Origin of the sequence: Rhodoferax sp. U2-2l (assembly GCF_020594515.1) — a bacterium.
Lineage (GTDB): Bacteria > Pseudomonadota > Gammaproteobacteria > Burkholderiales > Burkholderiaceae_C > Rhodoferax.
This window is the reverse complement of sequence record NZ_JAJCTH010000004.1, coordinates 254,157-273,785: the sequence shown is the minus strand read 5'-3', so window position 1 is coordinate 273,785 and position 19,629 is coordinate 254,157. Positions and strand designations below refer to the sequence as shown.

The following is a 19,629-nucleotide window of genomic DNA, read 5'->3' as shown; positions in this document are numbered from 1 at the left end:
GGCGCTGTACTCGCGCCGCCGGGGTCGCTCTACTGTCGATATTTGATTCATCATCTCCACGATCTCCTTCGTGGGGACGATGCCTGATCATCTGCATCGACTCAATATGGGATGCCCAGCCGCATACGGACGGTGAATGACGCAGCATCGTTATCTACGAGCTTTCCGCAGCTTTGACACAGCCAAATGCCGTTGTCAGCAGATGCCCTCGCCTCTGGTGTCAGCGACGCATCGAATCGAGGACCGCCTGAGGCAGCTGCGGTAATGTGTGCCGCCACGCCGATATTGAGAGCTCGCCCGGGATCAGAGTGCGGGCCAGAGGTGGGCTTGCCACAACCAGGATTGGAGCAGCATAGGTTGACTCGCTTTGCGAGCGCATCCTTTATGCTGACCGAAAAATCGTCCCTTGCCATCACTGTATTGTCGCAGCGAGTCGCGGACCGACTGAGTTGCGCCGTTGCTCGGCACCAAGAGATTTGACTGTCAGATTTTCGGTTTCGAGTTCAGGTCAGCGGACTTCTGCTTAGGGTCGTTATGGTCCGTGCCGTGGCAATGGAGCATGATGGGAATTCGGAGTCAGAACATCGAATGAAACAACTACAGATAGGTAATATGCTCTTGCCCTTTCAGCAGGTCATCAGGATCATCCTTGAGATGTGACGGCACAATTATCCTGTCATTTTCTAGCAAAATTCCATCGGAAAAGCCACGGCACACTTCGTCGAGCAAGTGCCAAGATAAGTCAGAATAGTGACGAAGTTGGGTTGTGACCCAAATCGTCGCATCTTTACGGGACTGCTCTCTCACAAGACTAAGGTCTGTGTGCCCTAGGATGTCGATCATTGCGTCCAGCTGTGTCAGTCTGGCCAATTCTGGATCGGCTTGTCGATGACGCCGCTGATGAACGTGTGTACCGCGATCGTTGACTAAAGATTCCAGTGCCACTTTCACGAACTCGGCTAAAGAGTCACCAACGGCATTCACAAACTCAGTGAAATCAGCGTCCTTTTTGTACTTTCGCTGAATGAATTTGATGAGATCAAGCAATCGACACTGAAAAATATAGACTTCGTTTAGATAGCTCTCCACCCAATAGGTCACGGTAACAATGTTTCGCTTAGGCTCTATTTGCTCCAGGGAACTTTTGGCAAGGTCACGCACCAGATCCAGGGTTAGGCATGACTGAGTGCACTCCTGGAACAGGTTCCAAAAGTCGCGTAGGAACGCAAATTCTCGGGACTGGCCGACTTCTAAAAGTTCAGTGTCCCAAGGAGAGTTGATCAATTTTCTGCTTCGCTCCTCGGCCAACTTACGAATGGCTGGGTCATTCTGCCAACGAGTAATGCCTGGCTTTCCAAGAGCAATCATGTACCGCTTAACGTAACCTGGTCGATCACGCTCCGTTGCCTCAGGTGCTGTAAGGCGCTTGGGGCAGTTCAGAACGGGGCCAGGCTGAAATCTTGATTCAAGTCCTTTGCGTGAATCTGCGGCATCCGCAAAGTGCGCAACCATGCAATCAGTTGCATCCGTAAGAAATGCCGCGCAGATTTCAAGTGTTTGGGTGATGTAAGACCTGTCTACTTCATTTTCGAGTCCGGTACCACGACCATTGGACTCCATGCGATAGAACGACATTGGCAAAATATGCAAATGCTGAGTCCATAAGCCATACATTGCGTCGAACTGACTCTTTGGGAAACCCACTGCGGCCAGAATTTCATCGCGGCCATCGATCATCAGGACGCTGCCATTCAGGCATTGGATTTGCAGCAGATCCGGCAGGGTGATGAAGTGTTCATTCGATTTCAGACGATCTTGAATCTCACTTCTTTGCTTCTCAAAGCGAGCCACGTCCGCCAAGCTACCAAGGTTGTTATGCAATTCAATCCGGCGACTGCAGTCATTGATGTTCATCACGTCAATACGGACTTGCAATTCCGCCCCTGACTTTGGAGACTTAATTAGGTAACGAAAGAGGAGAAAACCATCAAGGAGCCCGCAGGCGTAGCCTGACACTGAAGCAAAGTCCCAATTCTCGAAGTCCGAGCGGACCCAGCGCGACAGTGGGGCCACACGCACTAAGGACATCCCAGCGCTACACATTCGTGCGAACACCTGAGTTGCACAGCCCAAGTTCGGAGCAGCCATGCGATTGGCCGACGCTTGGCTGACCGCAATGGCTTCACATATCGCGACGTCGAATTTGTCCAACGCAGTCTGATAAGCACCTCGATCTACAGTGGCTGTTTTCGTCGTAGTCATTACTTACTGTGGCCTATGGCGTAATGTTTGTCCAGAGACATCTCGAAAAGAATATTTGAGTAAATTGGAAGCCGAGTTGGGCCCACCTCGTCAAAAGATTCTGAACGTCCGCTTTGTGGCGATGAATCGCAACATGTAGATTTCCGCTTTGGGTCGGCTGCAGGTCCGGGCCAACTGCCGAAATTGGCGAGTGACAGCTTTGCGGACGCGAATCCGTTAACTTGTAATTTCGAGTCACCACGCTGAAGTGACCCGCTAACCCCATGCTCAGGTTTGCGTGGGAACCTAAATACCAAGAGAGTCCTGCTAAATTCAAGGCCAATTACATATAGAAACTATATTTTGGCTGCACAACTCCATCCGCCGCGACATATTTGAGAACCTTGCCGACCTGGCGAGCAACCCGCATAGTGATCGGCTCCCCCCCGTCAAACTGCGTGTTGTTCCAGTTAAGCTTTGTCAACGCCAAAATCTCTTCGGCAAGTTTGCGAGGACTTTCATCGCCTTGTGCAATCTTGAATCGAAGCGAGCGCGGAACATACATGCCCGGGAATGTGGAGTAGTAGGGAACGCTTCCTTTTGTGTACAACACATGATTGCGATCATCGAGGCTCAGTAGCGTCCCCCGCAACGGTGGATAGCTGCCCTCCCGAAACAGTCGCGTGAAGCTCTTCTCCACCACTAGGAAATCAGCGGTATCGAGCCGCTGATCCTCGACTGCTCGATTGAAGCCTGACAACTCATCCGCGCTGAAGTTCGAGCTCTTGTGCAGGACCAAACGTGCGGGCGAGTGCTTATGCTCCCGCCGATACTCAGTGAGGGCATGAACGATTAGCGTGAACGCATCCTCACTCGACAAATGCGGAATCGGGTCGTCCTTCTTCAAGGCCACCGGCTTACCACGCACGATTACGCCTTCACCTCGTTCGTCATAGACCTGAGCCATGCTGGTCATGAGGTTAACCTTGTCCAGCGAACGATAGAAATTGATTCCGACGAAGCACGTCTTCAGGTCATTCGGATTGCGCACGATCCGCCAAGGCCGATAGTTGGCCTTGTAATACAAGGCAATATGCAGGTTCCATGCGCGGGTAGCTTCGTCTTGTAGCTTTCGCTGTCCGTCGAGCTTGTTTGTCTTTGCCCTCGCGGTGGGGTCATAGGTGGTTGGCAAAACGATCTGGATTGGTTGACCAAACTTCATGGCCGCTGCCTTCAACATGTGATGAAGATCCAGGTCAGTCCCGTAGGCCAACTCTTCTTTTTCTCCTCGAGGCGCCTCCTTGACCTTTGCTTCCTCGCTATCGTCTTCGTCGTCATCCAGCCCAACAAGCTCGGGAGGCAGCGCGACCAGCACGACAGCAGGCCGGATTTCCTCAGACAATGCTCGGACTTCACTGGTCAAGAGTTCCACGCCGCGAATTAGTGCGCCGTAATGGGCATAGTTGGATATTTCGCGTAGCTCTCGAGACGGAATGACCCTACACGATGCGTCGTCTATCTCGAAGGAGGCTTGAAACGGCGAGTGATCCCCGAAGCCCGGGAAGTCTGGGAAAAGGTTGGGCTGCCGACTTTTCTTCGCTTCAACGCCTGTTGCACATCGCTCAAGCCAGCGACGCAGACCGTCTATGGTCTGCTGAGTGCCAACGATCCCGATACGAATGCGGCGCACGTCGTCATCTGCCGTGTCAAGGGGACCATACATCTTCAGACCTTGCCTGATGTCCACGTGGCGGCCGTGACGGCCAAACTCGAGCTCTGGCTCTTCAAGGAAATCTAGTTTCATGCTTCTAGAAAAGACCGAGCGGAAGTTCGTTTCCGGCAAGTGCCGCCTCTTCGTCTCCTGCGGTCCAGGCCGCGTCATCTAGGCCGCGGTCTAACTGGAACGTCAGCGGCGCTCCAAAGCTGAGATGGGGATACGGTTCGGCAAAAAGATCTGTTGCTGGACTCAGGACCTCGGCCCACATGCCAAGCTGGCCAAGTACCGCATTGTTGCGTTCAAAGCGTTTGATGCCAGTAGTCCATTCGGCCGCATATTTGCTCGGCTTGATGGCGTCAGGCCCCGTGAAGATATAGGTGGGGCTGACCTCCAGATACCAGGCATCGCCATACTTGGCGAACTGGGCGTTCATGGCCGAATGCCTGTGTCCCATGAGGTGGCCCTTCTTCTTGTTCATCAATACTTTTACGACCTCTCGTGCGGTGAGCTTCTTCTGCCCTTGATAGCTGAGCATTGTCGGGCTTCCGGCCACCTGCGCGGGGAAGAAGTAAACATTAGATTTCTTGTCGAACAATACTCTTCCTGGCGAGGTTCGGAGGAACTGACGCAGGCAGCTGTTCAAGAGCCAGACGAATTCTCGCTGAACGACTGGGTTGTTAGATGCAGACCATTGTTCGGTAGGGAAATCTTCAACCGTTCCTCGGTCGCAAAGGAAAGAGTATTGGGGATCAGTCAGGTCGCGCACCGTCAACACCTGCTTGCTGCGGACCACGTTCTCGAAAGTCAACTCCCGTCCCTTTAGGGCCTGCCCCATCGCTTTGGGTTGATGGTGCGGCGTCTCCGCCAAGAACAGACGGGACGGCAAAGATTTGACGGGAATCAGGTTGCTGACTAGACGCTCACGGCGCCGCAATGCGATACCTCGGGCGCCTTGGGCCTGTGTTCGGACAAGCTCAGCAAGCCCTAAAGCCGCGCTGTCGTCGAGCCGGTCCCGGCTCTTGACGAAGTGGAATTTGCGCTCTCGAAGCTGCCCAGAAGGATCGCGAACAGGGAGCCAATAAACCTCGTTCGTGGGAGGCCTCGACACGATAAGGATCACCGGGACGTTGTGCTGCTGCCAGTAGTCCACATCACGCTGTTGCGCCCGGTAATCAAAACCCTCTTCGGTCTCGCCCTCGAAGTTGGAGACGGCCTTGCTTTGAACTTTGAGCGACAAACCCGAAACCACACCTGAGGCGGGGTCTCGGATCTCAATCTCACCGTCAATGCCTGTGTCGTGCTGAGACGTCGGTCGCCAGACATAACCCATCTTGGAGACGGCGAGGCTGATGAGGGAGGTCCCTTGTTCACCGAGCAGTTGTTGATCCGTCAGCTTCTTGCCTAGCATCCTCTTTCCGTCTCCCCAGATGAATTTATGAGCAGGCTGCTGTTCCGAAACAGTTGGCTGGGCCATGTGTACATAAATGAGCTATGGGCTCACTCTACCGCATATCTGGAGACAATTTGGAATCAGTGCGCTCGATCCGGTCCGTACAGTGTCTGGGCGTCACAAAATAGGCGTATCGACAAATGCGTGTTATTGCTATTTGGCTATGGACATGAACTTTAGCAGCTAGTACATTAACGGCCACGGCAAAGCACTGAGTCGTCGAACCAAGTTGGTGCCATAGGTTGGTGCGATTTGACTAGCATAGGCGGCTAATCCGAAGAGGTAGTTCTTCCTGCCAGCAATAGCTGAAAAACCGCGCCGCTCAGCATGCTTACGCGGCCACTGCCAAAGCCCTGAATCGCGAGATCTCGCCATAGGCTAAAACGCGGGGGTTCTGCGTTGCGACGGGGAAGCGGCTCACAACGAAATGCTTGATCGTCGTTAGGCCCAGCTCCCCCAGAAGCAAGTGCTCGCGACTGCGCTCCTTCTCGAGAGCCTTCCGGTAGGCCCGGTCAAGGGAGCCGTTGTAGCGGACGAATCTTCGCACGTCGGCCTCGATTCGCTGCAAGTCGACGAGGTTGTTCTTGCACTGGACGTTGTAGATCACACCATCGAGTGTCGCAACGACGTCGAACTCGGCGCGCCCCATTCTCTTGATATCCGTGACGTCGAACCCTTGGGCCAGCAGCGCTGATTTGACCGACTTCTCGAAGATGAACCCGGAGCGGATCTGATATCGACGAATTCGGTTCAGACAGACATTCTTCCAATGGTTGGCAAATCGACCGAGCAGGGTGATCGAAGTGACGAGGTCGCCGCCGACGCGCGTTAACGGCGCGTAAGTGCTGGTGTTTTCGACGTAGTCGGCACCTTCAACGACAAGTGCCTTTTTGAGGGAGTCGAGCAACTTCTGCTCGGCGCAAAGTTCGTCGAAGCGCTTGACCGTCAGCCGAACGAAATACTCATCAACAACGAGAGGAAGCAAGCTGCGGATGAACGCGGCCAACTGGCCATATGACGTCTCGTGTAGGTTGAATTCCGCGTACGCCGCGGCGATGAACGCTAGATTGTTCTCCAGCTCGGCCTTGGAAAAGATCAGTCTTCGGTTCACTGGGACACGCTTGACCCCGGTGAAGTCGACGTCGGTCATTTCAGTGATGGAAGTTCGCTCAGGCTCCAGGAACAATAAGTCCAGTCCGTTGAAACTGTGGCTTGCCAAGATCCCCACCTCATCGACGTCCAAAGCGAAGTCAGGGTGCACCTGGGCCAGCATCAGGTTGTGATGCATCGACGTTGTCCCCAGGCCGGCGGTCTCGATCAGGTACAGGAACTGATTGAGGCCGTCCAGCTTTTGCAGCCGCTGAGTTCCCTGGCAAACGCCGGGAATCGTGTGAAGGAGGGCCAGCAGATGCCGTCGGCGGGACTGCAAGTAGCCGATGGCCGTGCCGACGGTCGCAATTTCCCGAGCTGCAGGCAGCTTGTGCGCCGCAAACGAGGTGGCGATGGCATGCAGCTGAATGAGCGTGTGCACCAGCCGTTGTGCTACCAAGCGGGAGAAGCGGGACTCCAGGCCTGCTTTGATGGTTGGAAATGCCTGGAGCACGCCGCCCATGTCAAGCAGGGCCAAACTCACAATCTCTTCGAGGAGCGGCTCGCCACACAGTTCTCCCGGCAGGTTGATCAGCTCTTCGATACCGCGGAAGGTCGAGAACCAGACCTCGAATGTGCTTCTCGGCTCGAAGGGCGCCAGGGACGATTCGATGCAAACTCGCGAAAAGGCAAGCGCCCGCATGGCCTCGGCCTGCGCGGCAGCGCCCGTCAATCGTTGTCCTGCCATCCGTCGGATCCTCGGGTAATGCACTTAATCTTTGCCCAGCGCCTTCTGGGAATTGAAGCCGCCTAATATAGAGTAGAACCGCCACAAGGAAGGGGGCCTTCGAGCGCATCGCTCCGGTGGCCGCTGACGTGCGGCTTGCCGGCAGCTCCCAGAATGACTTATAGGCTCGCTCCGCCGCTAGAAGTCGGCAGAAGAGGGATTACATTCCAGACGGGGAGATCAGCTGCCGCTGGCGAAAGCACCCCGAGAGGCCCGAAACCAAGTCGTCTTGCTCATATGACCCATACCCAAACGCTCGATCCGGCCCAAGAGATCCGCATTGAGGCGGTGCACCGCGGCTTCCTGTACCAGCATTTATATGCCGCCGCGTGTCTTCTTACTTTAGGGCAGATCGGCGCGACTTCCGTGATGGTCGAGCGTGACGAGGACATCGAACTCGTCACGTCGGCGGGGCGAACCTACATCCAGGTCAAGACGCGCGGCAAGCCATTCATTCCGGCGGACATCAAATCGGCTCTGGAACGATTCGACGCGCTGCGGCAAGAGCACCTGCAGGGCCGGCGGCCGGGCCGAGTGACGTTCGTAGTGGTGGTCAACCGCGCCTTAGGACCATCCTTGGTTAAACAGGTCGAGACTGGAAAGCTGGCAGGCGACGTTGAAATCCTGTGGCCTGGTCGCGAATGTTCTGGTGACCTTGGTCAACTTCCGCCTGCTTGGGCGGACATTGATGAGGCAGTATCATGGTGTGTTGATCGAGCCACGACAGTGCCGCTCGCCATGCTAGCACCTGATTCCCTCGTGTGGAAACTGGCTGGACGCGTCCAGGCTGCGGCCGCCGGGGAGGCACCCCATGCGGATCACACCTTCGTGATCGCGGATTTGCCGTCGCTATTCGACCAGATCCTGATTCAGCTGCAGGACTTCCCTGCGCCGCCGGAGCAGTACCGTCCACAGGAGAACGAACCTCAAATCGACCCGAGTTCCCGGGTCCGAATCATTTCCGGCTTCTCTGGCTCAGGGAAGACCGCATGGGCGTCACAGACGGCCACCTTTAGCAGCCACAACTGCGCGTACTTCGACTGCTCGGAGACGCCGGGGGAGGCCCTCGCCCTCGCGCTGGTGCGCGAACTGGCTGCCAAGTTGGCTGGCGCCGGTTCGGATGCGGCGCGCAAGGTCTTGCTGCCGGGCGCCACCGGTGTCGAGTCGCTGCGCCAGCTGGACATCTATCTCAAGCACGAGGGACTCTCGCCGATCGTCGTGCTGGACAACGTGCATCGTGTTTCGGCAGAGAGCCTCAAGCGCATGGTCGATGTCACGTTTGCGCTGAAGTTCGTGCTCCTGGCGCAACCGCTGGGGACATTGGCCGAGATCGAAGCGCTTCTGGGCCTGAGGCGAGAGCCGCTGAATGGGTGGGGTGTCGACGATGTTGCGGCGGCGGCCTCTGCGTGGGGATGTCGAGGTGATGCGGCCACTATGGGGCGTATGAAGACGCTGACGGCTGGCATGCCGCTGTTCGTCAGGAGTGCCGCGACGATTGCTCGCGAAGAGTACGGAGGGCGCATCGACCAGATGTGCGACGCAGTCGACGCGTTGACCAACCTGACCCAGACCGCGCAAGAGGTCATCCTGGCGAAGGTATTCGACGCGTTTCCCCACGCCGCGCAACAGACGATCGCGGTGCTGAGCCTGTCCGATATTGGCCTGCTACCAGCCGAGATCAACAAGCTGCTGGACGCGGCCCTTGAGATGGACGAGCGAGCGGTTGCTGGCGTGATCCGGGCATTGCGAGCCGCTGGGGTCGTGGAGATCTACGGCAACAAGGAGATCCGACTGCATGACGCCATCCGTGTTGTCGGGAGTCAGCACCTGTCAGGCATGCCCGCAGAGGTCGCATCACGGGCTCGCGTTGCCCTCAAGGACCTGATGGTCGAGGCGTTCGAGCGTAATCGCAACACGGCGCGCTTATCGCTCTACACGCGGTTGCTGCTGGCGACAGGGGACGTCAAGACGCTGGTGGACCTCGTCGGGGAAGAGATGTTCCATGAGATGGGCGTTGCCGTAGAGGTCTGGCACGACCTGGAGGCACTGATCGCCAAGGACGGGTCAGATCCGGAGCAGCGGTATTGGGCTCTCGATGGCCTTGTCTTCTCGGACATGAAGCTCGGGCGCATGGATCGTCTGGCTCCTAGGTTGGCGGCGATGGAGCAATTGATCGACAGCGGCGTGCTCGGTGAGGACGAAGTTCTGTCCTTCCTGATGAAGCGCATGCTCCATTTCTCGAATCAAGGTGACGAAGAGGGGGTTCGGCGCGCGATTCGCGAGCTGGACAGCCGATTGCCGGACAAGCCTGTCCACCGACGTGTCTTCCTCTACAACGCGGCAGCGGCGCTCTTTCGCCTTGAGTGCTACGAAAGCGCGATGAGGGTGGTCGAACAGGTGATCGACGAGACGTTCTCGGTTCTCGGCATTCGGCCCGAGCAGGTTCTCGGCGCGAAGCAAGCCGCGCTCTGGGCGCTTATCAACAAGCCGGGACGAGATCACGCGGACATCAAGCGACTCGCGGATGCGCTCGAACTCAAGGCCATGGTGGCGGGCAAGTTGCATGTGCTCGCGCCTTTCGCGCGAATCCATGCCATGAAGTTCTACGCCATCGCCGGCGCCATCGACTCGCTCATACGTGTCGGACAAGACCTCGCTGACGAGTTCGTCGCACGACATGATTTCCTGGGCGCGCGTGAGATTCTTGAGCAGCACGTCATGCCAGTGGTCGTGAACAACCAGATGCTGAACCGGCACTTGGATGTCCGCGCGCAGTATGCGGTCGTTCTGGCCTACTGCGGCAACTACTCAGAGGCCGAGAGGGAGATGGAGCGGCTTCAGGCTTATGCGACCGGCCTGGCACCCGAGGCTCGCATGACCCTCGCGAACCAACGTCAGCTGATCGCGGAAATCAAGGCCAATCCGATACCGCCGTGGCGCTCGGGAGGGCATGCTCAGGCAATCAAAAGGAGCAAGCCGATTTCCGCCGGGGTCAAGATCGGGCGCAATGAACCCTGCCCTTGCGGTTCTGGCAAGAAATTTAAGAAGTGCGGCTGCGTGTTGGCGTCGACTTAAATTAGACCCTCCGTGAGGGTCGACCCTAAATTGACTCAGTTGTTTCACCTACCCCGCCCGAGATATCCACAAATGGGCGGCGGTTCGAGGTTGCCCTCGGCTCCGTTAAGGACGCAAACCCGTCAGCTACCTAGATGTGGTGGCACCCCAATCCTATGACTGCTTTTGGGCCATAAGTTCGGGAGTCTGTACTTCCACTTTGGTTCGGTTGTGTGAATTGGTAATGTTCCCGTCTAGGACCGCAATCAGCCTTGAAGAGTCACAGGCCTGAAGGTTGAACAGTTTTTCGGGCGGCCGACTGTTGAAGTCCAACACGCAAACATGCAAGATGAATCGACAGGATTGTGCCGTCCGATGGAAATGCTGGAATCATCAACGATGGCAAGGCGTTTTGAGAATATGTTCTATGCCTGAACATCACCAGTGAATAGCATATTCATGTGTTTCAAGAATTTGCAAGGTGAGCGAAGGACACTCTTTGTGACATTTCCCAAAGATCAATTTTGAGAATTTGTTATCAACAACGTAAAAAAAAATGGCTGAAAACAAGACTGGTGAATGGCTTGAGTATGCATGGAAGTGGCGAAAGCCTTTGTGACTGTCATGTCTAGGCGTTATGGTCCATTGACCCAATGCGGCGTGCTGAGCACTTTTTGCGAGAGGTGACTTCTAGAATGACTTGAGGGGCTATGACGCTGGATCAGTTTGCCAGAGTTGGTGTTGGTGTGTGACGACATGCAACAGGTTTGCATAGTTGCCGTCTGTCTGATGCCTGTTTCCAAAAGTCTCTTGTGTTCGTCAATAGTTCAGGGTATGCATCATGAAATACAGATTGCCAGAGCTTGATATTCCCTCCGATAACCCTTTCCTGAATGACGCACTGGACCGAAAACCTCTGGTTGAATTTTTGGCAGGTTTGATTGCTAGGCTGGAGGGACCGTTTGTACTTGCTTTGGATTCACCGTGGGGTACAGGCAAAACCACCATTGTCAAAATGTTGCAAGCCAAGTTAATGGCCGACCAATTTCAGTGTGTCTATTTCAATGCATGGAAAGTTGACTATGTCACTGATCCATTGGTGGCGTTGGTTTCCGGGCTTGATGACATCCACCTGAATGACGATGGCGCTGAGTCTGAATTCAGGTGCCACTTGAACACTGTCAAAAAGATTGCCTCTGCCGTCGCCAAACGCGCTGTCGTTGCAGGGGTCAAAGTCGCAACACTTGGGGTTCTGGATATTGAAGAAGACTTTGAGAAGGTGGTTGCTGACGCGACAAGTGAAGTGGCTGGTAACCTAGTTGACGATTTTCAAAAAGAAAAGCGAGCGCTTGAGAAATTCCGTGAGGAGGTCGAGAAGGCCGTTGAATTGCTGAAAGCGGCTGGTCAAAAGGAGACGCTCGTCTTTTTTATCGACGAGCTGGATCGCTGCCGACCCACATTTGCGATCGAGATGCTCGAACGCATCAAACATCTTTTTGACGCACCCCATATCGTTTTTGTGCTATCTGTTGATAAGTCGCAGCTTGAGGCGAGTACTGCCGCTGTGTATGGTGAAAAGATCAATGCGCCCGAGTATCTACGACGGTTCATCGACTTGGAATACGGGATTCCAATGGTTGAAACGAAAAGGTTTACCCAAACTTTGCTGACGCGGTTTGAGTTGGACTCCGCTTTTTCCAAGCGCAACGGTGAGCAAACACGATACGACAAAGACAATTTTGTAGATACGTTCACAGAATTGTCTGATGTTCACAACATGTCACTTCGGGCACGTGAGCGTTGTATTGGCCGCCTTTGCATCGTGATAGAGCAGACTCCGCCAGACCACTATCTTGATCCCATTTTGCTTGCCTTTTTGATGGTTCTGCGCTTGAAGAATATTGACCTTTTCAGGCGACTTTGTTCTGGCATTGACGGTCCTGAAGAAGCGATGCAGTATTTGTCGGGCTTGCCCGGCGGTGTGCAATTTGTAGCGAATCGATCTGGCTTGTTGATTGAAGCCTACCTGATTGCAGCTGATCCGAATAAGGAGCGAAGTGAAGCCCGTCATCTCGCCTTAAAGCGACAAGTTGATGAACTTGACGAGTCAGACCCACCGGTAGTGAAGTTCCGCGCGCGTGAGCTAGCAGCTATTCGACGGCATATCTTTTCAGGGTTTCGTACTTCAGTGAGTTTGGCGGGTGTAGCAGGCAAGATTGACCTGACCGCTTCGGTGCGGGATTGAGGACCTGGGCGCGCCATGAGCACCAATCGCTATCAAGCCAGTGGGGTTGAAGTCGAGTTCGAACCCGGCTCACGCGGGCGTGTACTGCGCAACCGTTTGGGCATTACACGTGTGCGTGACATGAATCTGGCGGAGTCACAGGCACTCGAAATTGCGCAAGACTTGGCCCTGGACCGATTTGATGCTGAACATCGGTTTACCGCTCAGGATATCTGCGAACTGCACACTTTGTGGCTGGGCCCCATCTACCCATGGGCCGGTGAATACCGCTCAGTTGACATCGGCAAGGGTGGTTTTCAGTTCGCCCATGCACGCCTTATTCCAGGGCTGATGGCGGAGCTGGAACGGGGAGCACTCAGCAAACACACACCGTGCCGCCTCGCAGACGCCGCTGCTTTGGCGCTGGCCTTGGCTGAGGTACATGCGGAGTTGATCCTGGTGCATCCATTTCGCGAGGGCAATGGCCGCTTGGCGCGCTTGCTGGCTTTGTTGATGGCGTTACAGGCTGGCCTACCGCCGCTGGATTTCAGCCCTATGCTGGGGCGGGGGCGACGCATCTACATTGGTGGGATTCATGCCGCCATGGGGCGAGACTACAGGCCGCTGGCGGCCATGTTCGAAAAAATTATCGTGCGTTCGAAGCAGCGCGCTGCTGCCAAAAAGCCGTAAAACCTTCCTGGGTGGCAGGTGCGTTGGCTTTGGCTTTTTCAGCAAACGGGGCGCAAATACCTTCAACCGCAGATGACGTTTTGGCAGAAACTCGCAGCGCAGCGTTGCGTGCCGCTTCGGTGCGACTGCGCAGGTACGGGTTGGTTTCTTTGAGCGTCATGCAGCAATGGTACACGCACATCTCGGAAGAAGAATGCGCTTTAGCACAAGCTATGGTGCTATCAGGCACTAGGTCAATGAACTGGCCATAGACCCCAGCACACCCACCGCCAACACCATCAGCACCCCACCCGACACCCGCTCCAGCCACGGCAGTGTTTTGCAAAATCGGCTGAGAACCCTTGTATTTCCTATCGCTACCGCTATCAAAATGTCCCACAGTAGCACCACACAAAACATCCACAGGCCGTAGCCGATCTTGACAGCCGGGCTGCTGTGGCTGGCACCCACCACGGTGGCCAGGCTCGCATAAAACAGCGCGTTCTTCGGGTTCAGGACACCCGACACAAAACCCATGCCGGCGCCGCGCCACCACAGGCGGGTCGCCGCTGCGGGTTGTCCGGTGCGAGCTGCCATCGGGCGCAACGGGCTATGGCCCGCATGGCGGATGAACATCACCCCCATGTACAGCAGGTACAGGCAACCACACAGCTGCAGCAGCATGAAGAGGGCGTTGCCCGGCTGCAGAACAGCCACCCCGGCAAAAGCCACCACGATGAACACCCCGTTGGCCAACGCGATGCCCAGGCAGACCCCGCTGGCCACGCGCCACCCGGCTGCCATGCTGGTGCGCGCAACCAGGAAGAAGTCCGGCCCGGGCGACAACAAGGCCAGAAAATGGGCCAGGGCAAGCATCACAAACGACTGGATCATGGTCCAACTTTCTCAAGAGCAAAACCCTGGAGTCTGCAGACCGCCGTCGCCAATGTCTTGAAGAAAATTGCGCCCTTGGGTGTCGGGCGCAGCCCCGCCACTAGGCCTTGTAGCGCCCGGGTGTCACACCCACATGGGCCTTGAACACACGCTGAAAATGCCCTTGGTCGGCAAAGCCCAGTCGGTAGGCGATGTCGACCAACGGCTCACCTGCACGCAAGTGATGGCGGGCCTGGATGATGCGTTGGTTCAGTTGGTAGGCATGCGGGGTCAAGCCGGTGGCGCGGCGAAAGGCGCGGATCAGCTGGTAACGGCTCATGTTGGCCATCTTGGCCAGTTCGGTCAACGAGATCAGGGCATCCGCCTCATGTTGCAAATGTGCCAGAAGAGGCTGCAATTTGTTGCGGCTGTACGAAGCCAGGGACGGCGGCGAGGCTGGCTGTCCATAGCTGGCGCAGTCACCCAAAAACGCGATCAGGGCAATTTCCTTCTCTGGCGCGCTGGCTTCAGAAAACAAAACAGCATTGAGCTGGCAGAACCGTGCGTAGACACCGGCATCCTGGGTCAGCCACACCTCCTTCAACTGGAGCAGGCCGGATTCCTGCCACAGCGCCTGCAGCCAACTGGCGTCAAGATGCAGCATCTGGTAGCTCCAGGCCAGGTTGGGCAGGGGATTGCAGGCATGGACATGGGTGGCTGGCACAAACACAAGGGTGCCGGGCTGGATGACAGACGGCCCGGTGCCCGCGCTGGTGAAACGGCTCGAGCCCTGGTCCACCGCCCCGACGGAAAAGCTCGGGTGGCTGTGGGCTTTGTAACAGGCGCGGCTGTGGCAGGCCCGGCGGCTCTCGGCATACGGCAGGGCCGGGTCACGCCAGAACTCGGCGCTGGCGGGAGAGGGCGTGGCAGGGGGGCGGGCCATCACGGGTCAGCAGGCCTCGCAAGCTTGCACCGCGCTGCTGGTTTCCCGGCGTGTGCGCTCGGTCAAAAACTCCAGGAACACACGGGTGCGTTCGGGCAAGAACTGGCGGCTGGGCAAGGCCGCATAGAGGGCCAGGCGGCCGGTGATCCAGGGGCGCAGCACCCGGATCAGTTGGCCACTCGACAGGTAGGGTGCGGCCAAATCCACCGCCACCGAGGTGATGCCCGCACCATCCAGCGCCGCACGCATCAGGGTGTCGGTGTGGTTGCTCCATAGAACGGGCTGCACGGCCACATCCAGCACCTCGTCCTGGCGCGCCGAGTTGAACAAACGCCAAGTGCCTTGTGGTCGACCCGCCATGGTCAGGCGCAGCACCTCATGGTGGGCCAGGTCTTGCGGAACCACCGGCACATTCTTGCGCTGGATGTAGGCGGGTGAGGCCACCAGAATGGCTTCGGTGGAGGAAATCTTGCGGGCAATCAGGTCGGCATCAAAGTCCGCCTCGGTGGGCAGCAAGCTGATGTCGTAGTCCTCAATCGGTGGCTCCTTGAACGAGGCCACCTCGATGTTGAGCTGGATCTTCGGATGTAACTGCCTGAAATCTGCAATCAGTGGCGCAAGCACATGGGTGGCCAACACCGGTGGTGCCAACACCCGCAAGATGCCTTCAGGCTCGTGTGTTTGTGAGCTGGCCAGGCTGTCGGCGTCATCAATGTCCTGCAGGATGAGGCGCACCCGCGCCAGATAGGCTTCACCCGCCACGCTGAGTGACAAACGCCGGGTGCTGCGGTGTAACAAACGGGTGCCCAGATGGTCTTCAAGATCAGCCACCAGGCGCGTCACCACCGCAGGCGAGATGTCGAGAGCACGTGAGGCAGCCGCAAAGCCACCTTCGTCGATGACTTTTTGAAAAACCCGCATTGACAGTAAACGGTCCAAGGTGCACCTGAATGGCATTTCAAGGCCTTGATTATTTCTTAAATAGCAATGTATCAGTGACAAATAGGCTATTTTTCTTCTTAAACAGAAACTTTACAGTTCATCCCATCGACGAAACACCTTCAACACCGTGTTTCGAAGAACCCGGACAGACCTCAAAAAATTGTCTGCCGGCATTTTTAAACTCTTTCAGGAAATACATCATGAACCGCAAAACACTCTCTGCTCTGACCCTCTCTTTGGCTGCTTTGGTGGCTGGCAATGCCTTCGCTGCCGACGCGTCTGCCCCCAAAACACGTGACCAGGTCCGTGCTGAATTGCTGGAAGCCCAGCGCACCGGCAACATCCTGGCACAAGGCAATTCGGGCAAGTTGCTCAACGAGTTGTACCCCAGCCAATACCCGGCCAAAGCCGTGACCCAAGGCAAAACCCGCGCCCAAGTGCTGGCCGAGCTGGCAGAAGCGCAACGCACGGGTGACATCGTGGCCAGCGGCAACTCCGGCAAATTGCTCAATGAGCTGTACCCCAGCCAATACCCGGCCAAGGCTGTGACACCCGGCGTGACCCGCGCCCAAGTGCTGGCCGAGCTGGAACAAGCCCAACGCCGTGGCGACGACTTCAGCAAGCTCTACGGCCACAACTAAGTTGCCCGTGGCCGATCTGGCCACCGGGCCTGGGGAAACCCAGGCCCATCAAGGGTTCATTGTTTCGAATTTGGAACAGTATTTCCCGAATCAGCTGTTTATCAAAACATATCGCCAAAAATAGAATCAATGAACCCTCAGCACCACTGTGCTGGGTTTTTCACCCAACCCGAGTTTTCACCATGAAATTACTGCACATCGACTCCAGCATCCTGGGCACCTACTCTGCTTCGCGTCAGCTCACCGCCGAGGTGGTGGCACAGTGGCTCAAGGGGCACCCTGACACCACGGTGGAATACCTGGATGTGGCGGCCAATCCAATCAACCATTTCGGCGCCGATGCGCTGGCCATCAAAGGTGTGGCCCAAGCGGAGCCGACCGAGACGCAACGTGCTGAAAACGCGCTGTCCGAGAAGCTGGTGAGCCAGTTTCTGGCGGCAGACGTGATTGTGGTGGGCGCGCCGTTTTACAACTTCTCGATCCCGACCCAGCTCAAGGCCTGGATTGACCGCCTGGCCCAGCCGGGCCGCACCTTCGCCTACACCGAGAAAGGCCCAACGGGTCTGGCCACCGGCAAGACGGTGATTGTGGCTTCGACACGCGGTGGCGCTTATTCCACCAGCGACGGCGGTCAGGCCATGGAGCACCAGGAAAGTTACCTCAAGGTGGTGTTCGGGTTCTTTGGCATCACCGATGTGCGCATTGTTCGCGCTGAAGGGCTGGCCATGGGCGAGGCCGCCAAAGCCGCCGCGATGAGCGCGGCGCAAACCGAGATCAGCTGCGCGGCCCACTAAACTGTCTGTGTTTCATGGCTTGCCGCGTTGCTTGCGGCAGATTCACAGAGGTCTTCAACGTGCTCAGAACCCTTTACACCCTGTCCACCCAACGCCGCTCCTGGCTGCTGCTGGCAGCCCTGGCGCTGGCGCTGGATGGCATCGCCCTGTTTTTGCAGCATGTGTTGCAGGTCGAACCCTGCAACGAGTGCATTTACATCCGGGCCGGGGTGCTGGGCATCGCGCTTGCCGGGCTGATCGGTGCCTTGGCGCCCCGCTATTGGCCGATGCGGCTGCTGGCCTTGGTCGCCTGGGTGGGGGCCTTGGGCTGGAGTTTGTCGCGTGTGGTGTTGCTGCTGGACCTGGAGCGCATCGTGGCTGCTGGCGGCGACGCCAGTTGCAAACGTTTCAAGGGGTTTCCGGACTGGCTACCGTTGGAGCAGTGGCTGCCGAATGTGTTTGAGCCACGGGCCACGTGTGGCGAGGTGAGCTGGACCTTTCTGGGCGGGTCGGTCACGTTCTGGATCGGGATCGCTTTGGGTGCCATGGCCGTGTTGGCTGCGGCGGTGGTGGTGGCGCAGGCATGGCCCCCAAAAGAGCGGTAAATCGGCGAGCACACCCGCCACTCAGTTGAGTGGTCGCGGCTGTTGTTTGCGCGCCAAGCGTGATCTGCTGACCAAAACCCTGTGCCCGCCACTCAGTTGAGTGGTCGCGGCTGTTGTTTGAGCTGCTCCATCAGCGCATCCTGCTGGCCGCCCTGTGCCAGATGGCTCTTGTACCAGACCGTCAAAATGCTCGTCACCACCGGGCCAGGGTTTTGACACACCTTGTCAAAGTCCAGGCCGTTGATGTGGCAGATCAGCTTGACCAGATCCATGTCCAGATCAATGGCGTCGTCCGCGCAGCGGCGCAGCTTGAGGTCGGCAAACGCATACCCTTCGGGTAGTTTGAGGGTCAGCAGAGCATCTGTGGGCATGGTGCAATCACAAGTTAACAGGCTCCCATTGCTGCTTATTTGGTAGCTATAGAGCTATTTGATAAAAGGGCTACAGCCCGAAAGGTGCATGATACCGCCAAAAATACCTCGATCCCTGACCAGCGCAGCCGGTACAGGCCGGTGTCAGACCCGGGCTTGTGTCGACCCGCGCACCAGCAGTTCACCGCGCAGCACCACGCGGCGCACCGAGCGGTCCGGGGCGGCCACCCGCTGCAGCAACAGGCGCAGCGCGGTCTGGCCGATTTCATCGGTGGGCTGGCGGATGACGGTGATGTCCGGGGTGACCAGGCGGGTCCAGGGCAGGTCGTCAAAACCGGCGATGGCGATGTCGGTGGGCACCGTCACACCGGCGGCCTTGACCGCTTCGGCCATGCCCAGCAGCACCAGGCCACTGCTGGCCACCAGGGCATCGGGGCGCGGCTGGCGTTGCAGCAGCACCTCGGCCACTTCACGGGCGCGCTCGCTGCGCGGGGCGATCGGCTCGGCCTCGGGCGCCAGGCCTGCAGCGGCCATGGCTGCCAGGTAACCCTGATGCCGCTGCGGCCCAGTGGAGCCAACTGAGCCATACAGAAAGACGATGCTGCGCAAGCCCTGCGCAATCAGGTGCTCGGTCAGGCGGTAGGCGGCGTCAAAGTTGTCCAGCACCACCGCGTCGGCGTTGGTGTCGCGCTCGCAGCGGTCCACCAGCACCAGCGGAAACGGGTAGCTGGCCGGGCGCAGGCTGCTCAAAATAGCCAGCGTGGGCGAGAGGATGACGCCGCTGACGTTTTCGTCGCGCATCATCTCCAGGTAAAAGGCCTCTTTTTCGGGGTCTTCATCGGCGTTGCACAGCAGCACCCGCAGGCCGTTCTGGTAGGCCACGTCTTCCACCGCGCGGCTGATCTCGGTAAAAAACGGGTTGCGGATGTCGGAGACGATCAGGCCCAGCGTGTCGGTGCGGCCCGAGCGCAGACGCCGCGCCGCCAGGTCGGGGCGGTAACCCAGTGATTTGACGGCGGCGTTGACCCGCTCGCGCGTCTCCTCGCTGACGCCCGGCAGCCCCGAAATCACCCTGGAAACCGACGCCGTTGACACCCCCGCCTGCTTTGCCACATCCACAATCTTGACCATCACGCCTCCGAATCTGCCATGTAATCGATTGCACGCATTGTGCCTCAGAACCCTCAATTTCACCCATTTTGACGTTTTTCTCGCCGATGATTCAGGGTAAACCCTAGCGTTTTTGCTGC

General features: G+C 57.3%; 15 protein-coding genes. 6 read left to right on the top strand and 9 right to left on the bottom strand.

Annotated features, from left to right (window positions below; all coding sequences use genetic code 11):
- Positions 1 to 597: 597 nt before the first annotated feature.
- From LHU53_RS05835 to LHU53_RS05820, 4 genes are all read right to left on the bottom strand, one after another.
- A complete protein-coding gene (locus LHU53_RS05835) occupies positions 598 to 2,211 on the bottom strand; it encodes a hypothetical protein (protein WP_227331232.1) in 1,614 nt (537 codons plus the stop codon).
- Between the two features lie 373 nt (positions 2,212 to 2,584).
- Positions 2,585 to 4,045 carry a hypothetical protein gene (locus LHU53_RS05830; protein ID WP_227331230.1) on the bottom strand — a complete coding sequence of 487 codons (1,461 nt, stop codon included), beginning with the start codon at positions 4,043 to 4,045 and terminating at the stop codon, positions 2,585 to 2,587.
- 4 nt (positions 4,046 to 4,049) lie between these two features.
- Complete coding sequence (locus tag LHU53_RS05825; RefSeq protein ID WP_227331228.1) at positions 4,050 to 5,432, bottom strand: DUF4365 domain-containing protein; 1,383 nt, start codon at positions 5,430 to 5,432, stop codon at positions 4,050 to 4,052.
- 307 nt (positions 5,433 to 5,739) lie between these two features.
- Positions 5,740 to 7,245, bottom strand: a complete 1,506-nt coding sequence (locus LHU53_RS05820; protein WP_227331226.1) for a hypothetical protein — start codon at positions 7,243 to 7,245, stop codon at positions 5,740 to 5,742.
- 276 nt (positions 7,246 to 7,521) lie between these two features.
- Between LHU53_RS05820 and LHU53_RS05815 the strand changes: the two genes are divergently transcribed.
- The 3 genes from LHU53_RS05815 to LHU53_RS05805 all read left to right on the top strand — a co-directional run bounded on the left by LHU53_RS05815 (position 7,522) and on the right by LHU53_RS05805 (position 13,252).
- Positions 7,522 to 10,359, top strand: coding sequence for an ATP-binding protein (locus LHU53_RS05815; protein WP_227331225.1), 2,838 nt, complete (start codon positions 7,522 to 7,524; stop codon positions 10,357 to 10,359).
- A gap of 820 nt (positions 10,360 to 11,179) precedes the next feature.
- Complete coding sequence (locus LHU53_RS05810) at positions 11,180 to 12,583, top strand: P-loop NTPase fold protein (RefSeq protein ID WP_227331223.1); 1,404 nt, start codon at positions 11,180 to 11,182, stop codon at positions 12,581 to 12,583.
- A 15-nt stretch (positions 12,584 to 12,598) separates the two neighbouring features.
- A complete protein-coding gene (locus LHU53_RS05805; protein WP_227331217.1) occupies positions 12,599 to 13,252 on the top strand; it encodes a Fic family protein in 654 nt (217 codons plus the stop codon).
- A 228-nt stretch (positions 13,253 to 13,480) separates the two neighbouring features.
- Here the strand turns inward: LHU53_RS05805 and LHU53_RS05800 are convergent, their stop codons facing one another.
- From LHU53_RS05800 to LHU53_RS05790, 3 genes are all read right to left on the bottom strand, one after another.
- Positions 13,481 to 14,125: a LysE family translocator gene (locus LHU53_RS05800; protein ID WP_227331216.1), complete on the bottom strand. Its 645-nt coding sequence runs from the start codon at positions 14,123 to 14,125 to the stop codon at positions 13,481 to 13,483.
- 100 nt (positions 14,126 to 14,225) lie between these two features.
- Positions 14,226 to 15,047 (bottom strand): AraC family transcriptional regulator, encoded by an 822-nt coding sequence (locus LHU53_RS05795; RefSeq protein ID WP_227331215.1) that lies wholly within the window; start codon positions 15,045 to 15,047, stop codon positions 14,226 to 14,228.
- 6 nt (positions 15,048 to 15,053) lie between these two features.
- On the bottom strand, positions 15,054 to 15,968 hold the full coding sequence (locus tag LHU53_RS05790) for a LysR family transcriptional regulator (protein ID WP_370632228.1): 915 nt from the start codon (positions 15,966 to 15,968) through the stop codon (positions 15,054 to 15,056).
- A gap of 221 nt (positions 15,969 to 16,189) precedes the next feature.
- Between LHU53_RS05790 and LHU53_RS05785 the strand changes: the two genes are divergently transcribed.
- The 3 genes from LHU53_RS05785 (at position 16,190) to LHU53_RS05775 (ending at position 18,008) form a co-directional block, all read left to right on the top strand.
- The gene (locus tag LHU53_RS05785) at positions 16,190 to 16,630 is read left to right on the top strand and encodes a DUF4148 domain-containing protein (protein ID WP_227331213.1); all 441 of its coding nucleotides are present in this window, start codon (positions 16,190 to 16,192) and stop codon (positions 16,628 to 16,630) included.
- A 182-nt stretch (positions 16,631 to 16,812) separates the two neighbouring features.
- Positions 16,813 to 17,424 carry an FMN-dependent NADH-azoreductase gene (locus LHU53_RS05780; protein WP_227331212.1) on the top strand — a complete coding sequence of 204 codons (612 nt, stop codon included), beginning with the start codon at positions 16,813 to 16,815 and terminating at the stop codon, positions 17,422 to 17,424.
- 59 nt (positions 17,425 to 17,483) lie between these two features.
- Positions 17,484 to 18,008 (top strand): disulfide bond formation protein B, encoded by a 525-nt coding sequence (locus LHU53_RS05775; protein WP_227331211.1) that lies wholly within the window; start codon positions 17,484 to 17,486, stop codon positions 18,006 to 18,008.
- A gap of 92 nt (positions 18,009 to 18,100) precedes the next feature.
- Here the strand turns inward: LHU53_RS05775 and LHU53_RS05770 are convergent, their stop codons facing one another.
- Together LHU53_RS05770 and LHU53_RS05765 are read right to left on the bottom strand one after the other, a co-directional pair.
- Positions 18,101 to 18,379: a hypothetical protein gene (locus LHU53_RS05770; protein WP_227331209.1), complete on the bottom strand. Its 279-nt coding sequence runs from the start codon at positions 18,377 to 18,379 to the stop codon at positions 18,101 to 18,103.
- 144 nt (positions 18,380 to 18,523) lie between these two features.
- The gene (locus LHU53_RS05765; RefSeq protein ID WP_255631922.1) at positions 18,524 to 19,510 is read right to left on the bottom strand and encodes a LacI family DNA-binding transcriptional regulator; all 987 of its coding nucleotides are present in this window, start codon (positions 19,508 to 19,510) and stop codon (positions 18,524 to 18,526) included.
- Positions 19,511 to 19,629 lie beyond the last annotated feature (119 nt).

Bases quoted from the DNA above. Each gene is read 5' to 3' on its own strand.
- LHU53_RS05830 (WP_227331230.1), bottom strand. From the start codon at position 4,045: ATGAAACTAGATTTCCTTGAAGAGCCAGAGCTCGAGTTTGGCCGTCAC.
- LHU53_RS05825 (WP_227331228.1), bottom strand. From the start codon at position 5,432: ATGGCCCAGCCAACTGTTTCGGAACAGCAGCCTGCTCATAAATTCATC.
- LHU53_RS05820 (WP_227331226.1), bottom strand. From the start codon at position 7,245: ATGGCAGGACAACGATTGACGGGCGCTGCCGCGCAGGCCGAGGCCATG.
- LHU53_RS05815 (WP_227331225.1), top strand. From the start codon at position 7,522: ATGACCCATACCCAAACGCTCGATCCGGCCCAAGAGATCCGCATTGAG.
- LHU53_RS05810 (WP_227331223.1), top strand. From the start codon at position 11,180: ATGAAATACAGATTGCCAGAGCTTGATATTCCCTCCGATAACCCTTTC.
- LHU53_RS05805 (WP_227331217.1), top strand. From the start codon at position 12,599: ATGAGCACCAATCGCTATCAAGCCAGTGGGGTTGAAGTCGAGTTCGAA.
- LHU53_RS05800 (WP_227331216.1), bottom strand. From the start codon at position 14,125: ATGATCCAGTCGTTTGTGATGCTTGCCCTGGCCCATTTTCTGGCCTTG.
- LHU53_RS05795 (WP_227331215.1), bottom strand. From the start codon at position 15,047: ATGGCCCGCCCCCCTGCCACGCCCTCTCCCGCCAGCGCCGAGTTCTGG.
- LHU53_RS05790 (WP_370632228.1), bottom strand. From the start codon at position 15,968: ATGCGGGTTTTTCAAAAAGTCATCGACGAAGGTGGCTTTGCGGCTGCC.
- LHU53_RS05785 (WP_227331213.1), top strand. From the start codon at position 16,190: ATGAACCGCAAAACACTCTCTGCTCTGACCCTCTCTTTGGCTGCTTTG.
- LHU53_RS05780 (WP_227331212.1), top strand. From the start codon at position 16,813: ATGAAATTACTGCACATCGACTCCAGCATCCTGGGCACCTACTCTGCT.
- LHU53_RS05770 (WP_227331209.1), bottom strand. From the start codon at position 18,379: ATGCCCACAGATGCTCTGCTGACCCTCAAACTACCCGAAGGGTATGCG.
- LHU53_RS05765 (WP_255631922.1), bottom strand. From the start codon at position 19,510: ATGGTCAAGATTGTGGATGTGGCAAAGCAGGCGGGGGTGTCAACGGCG.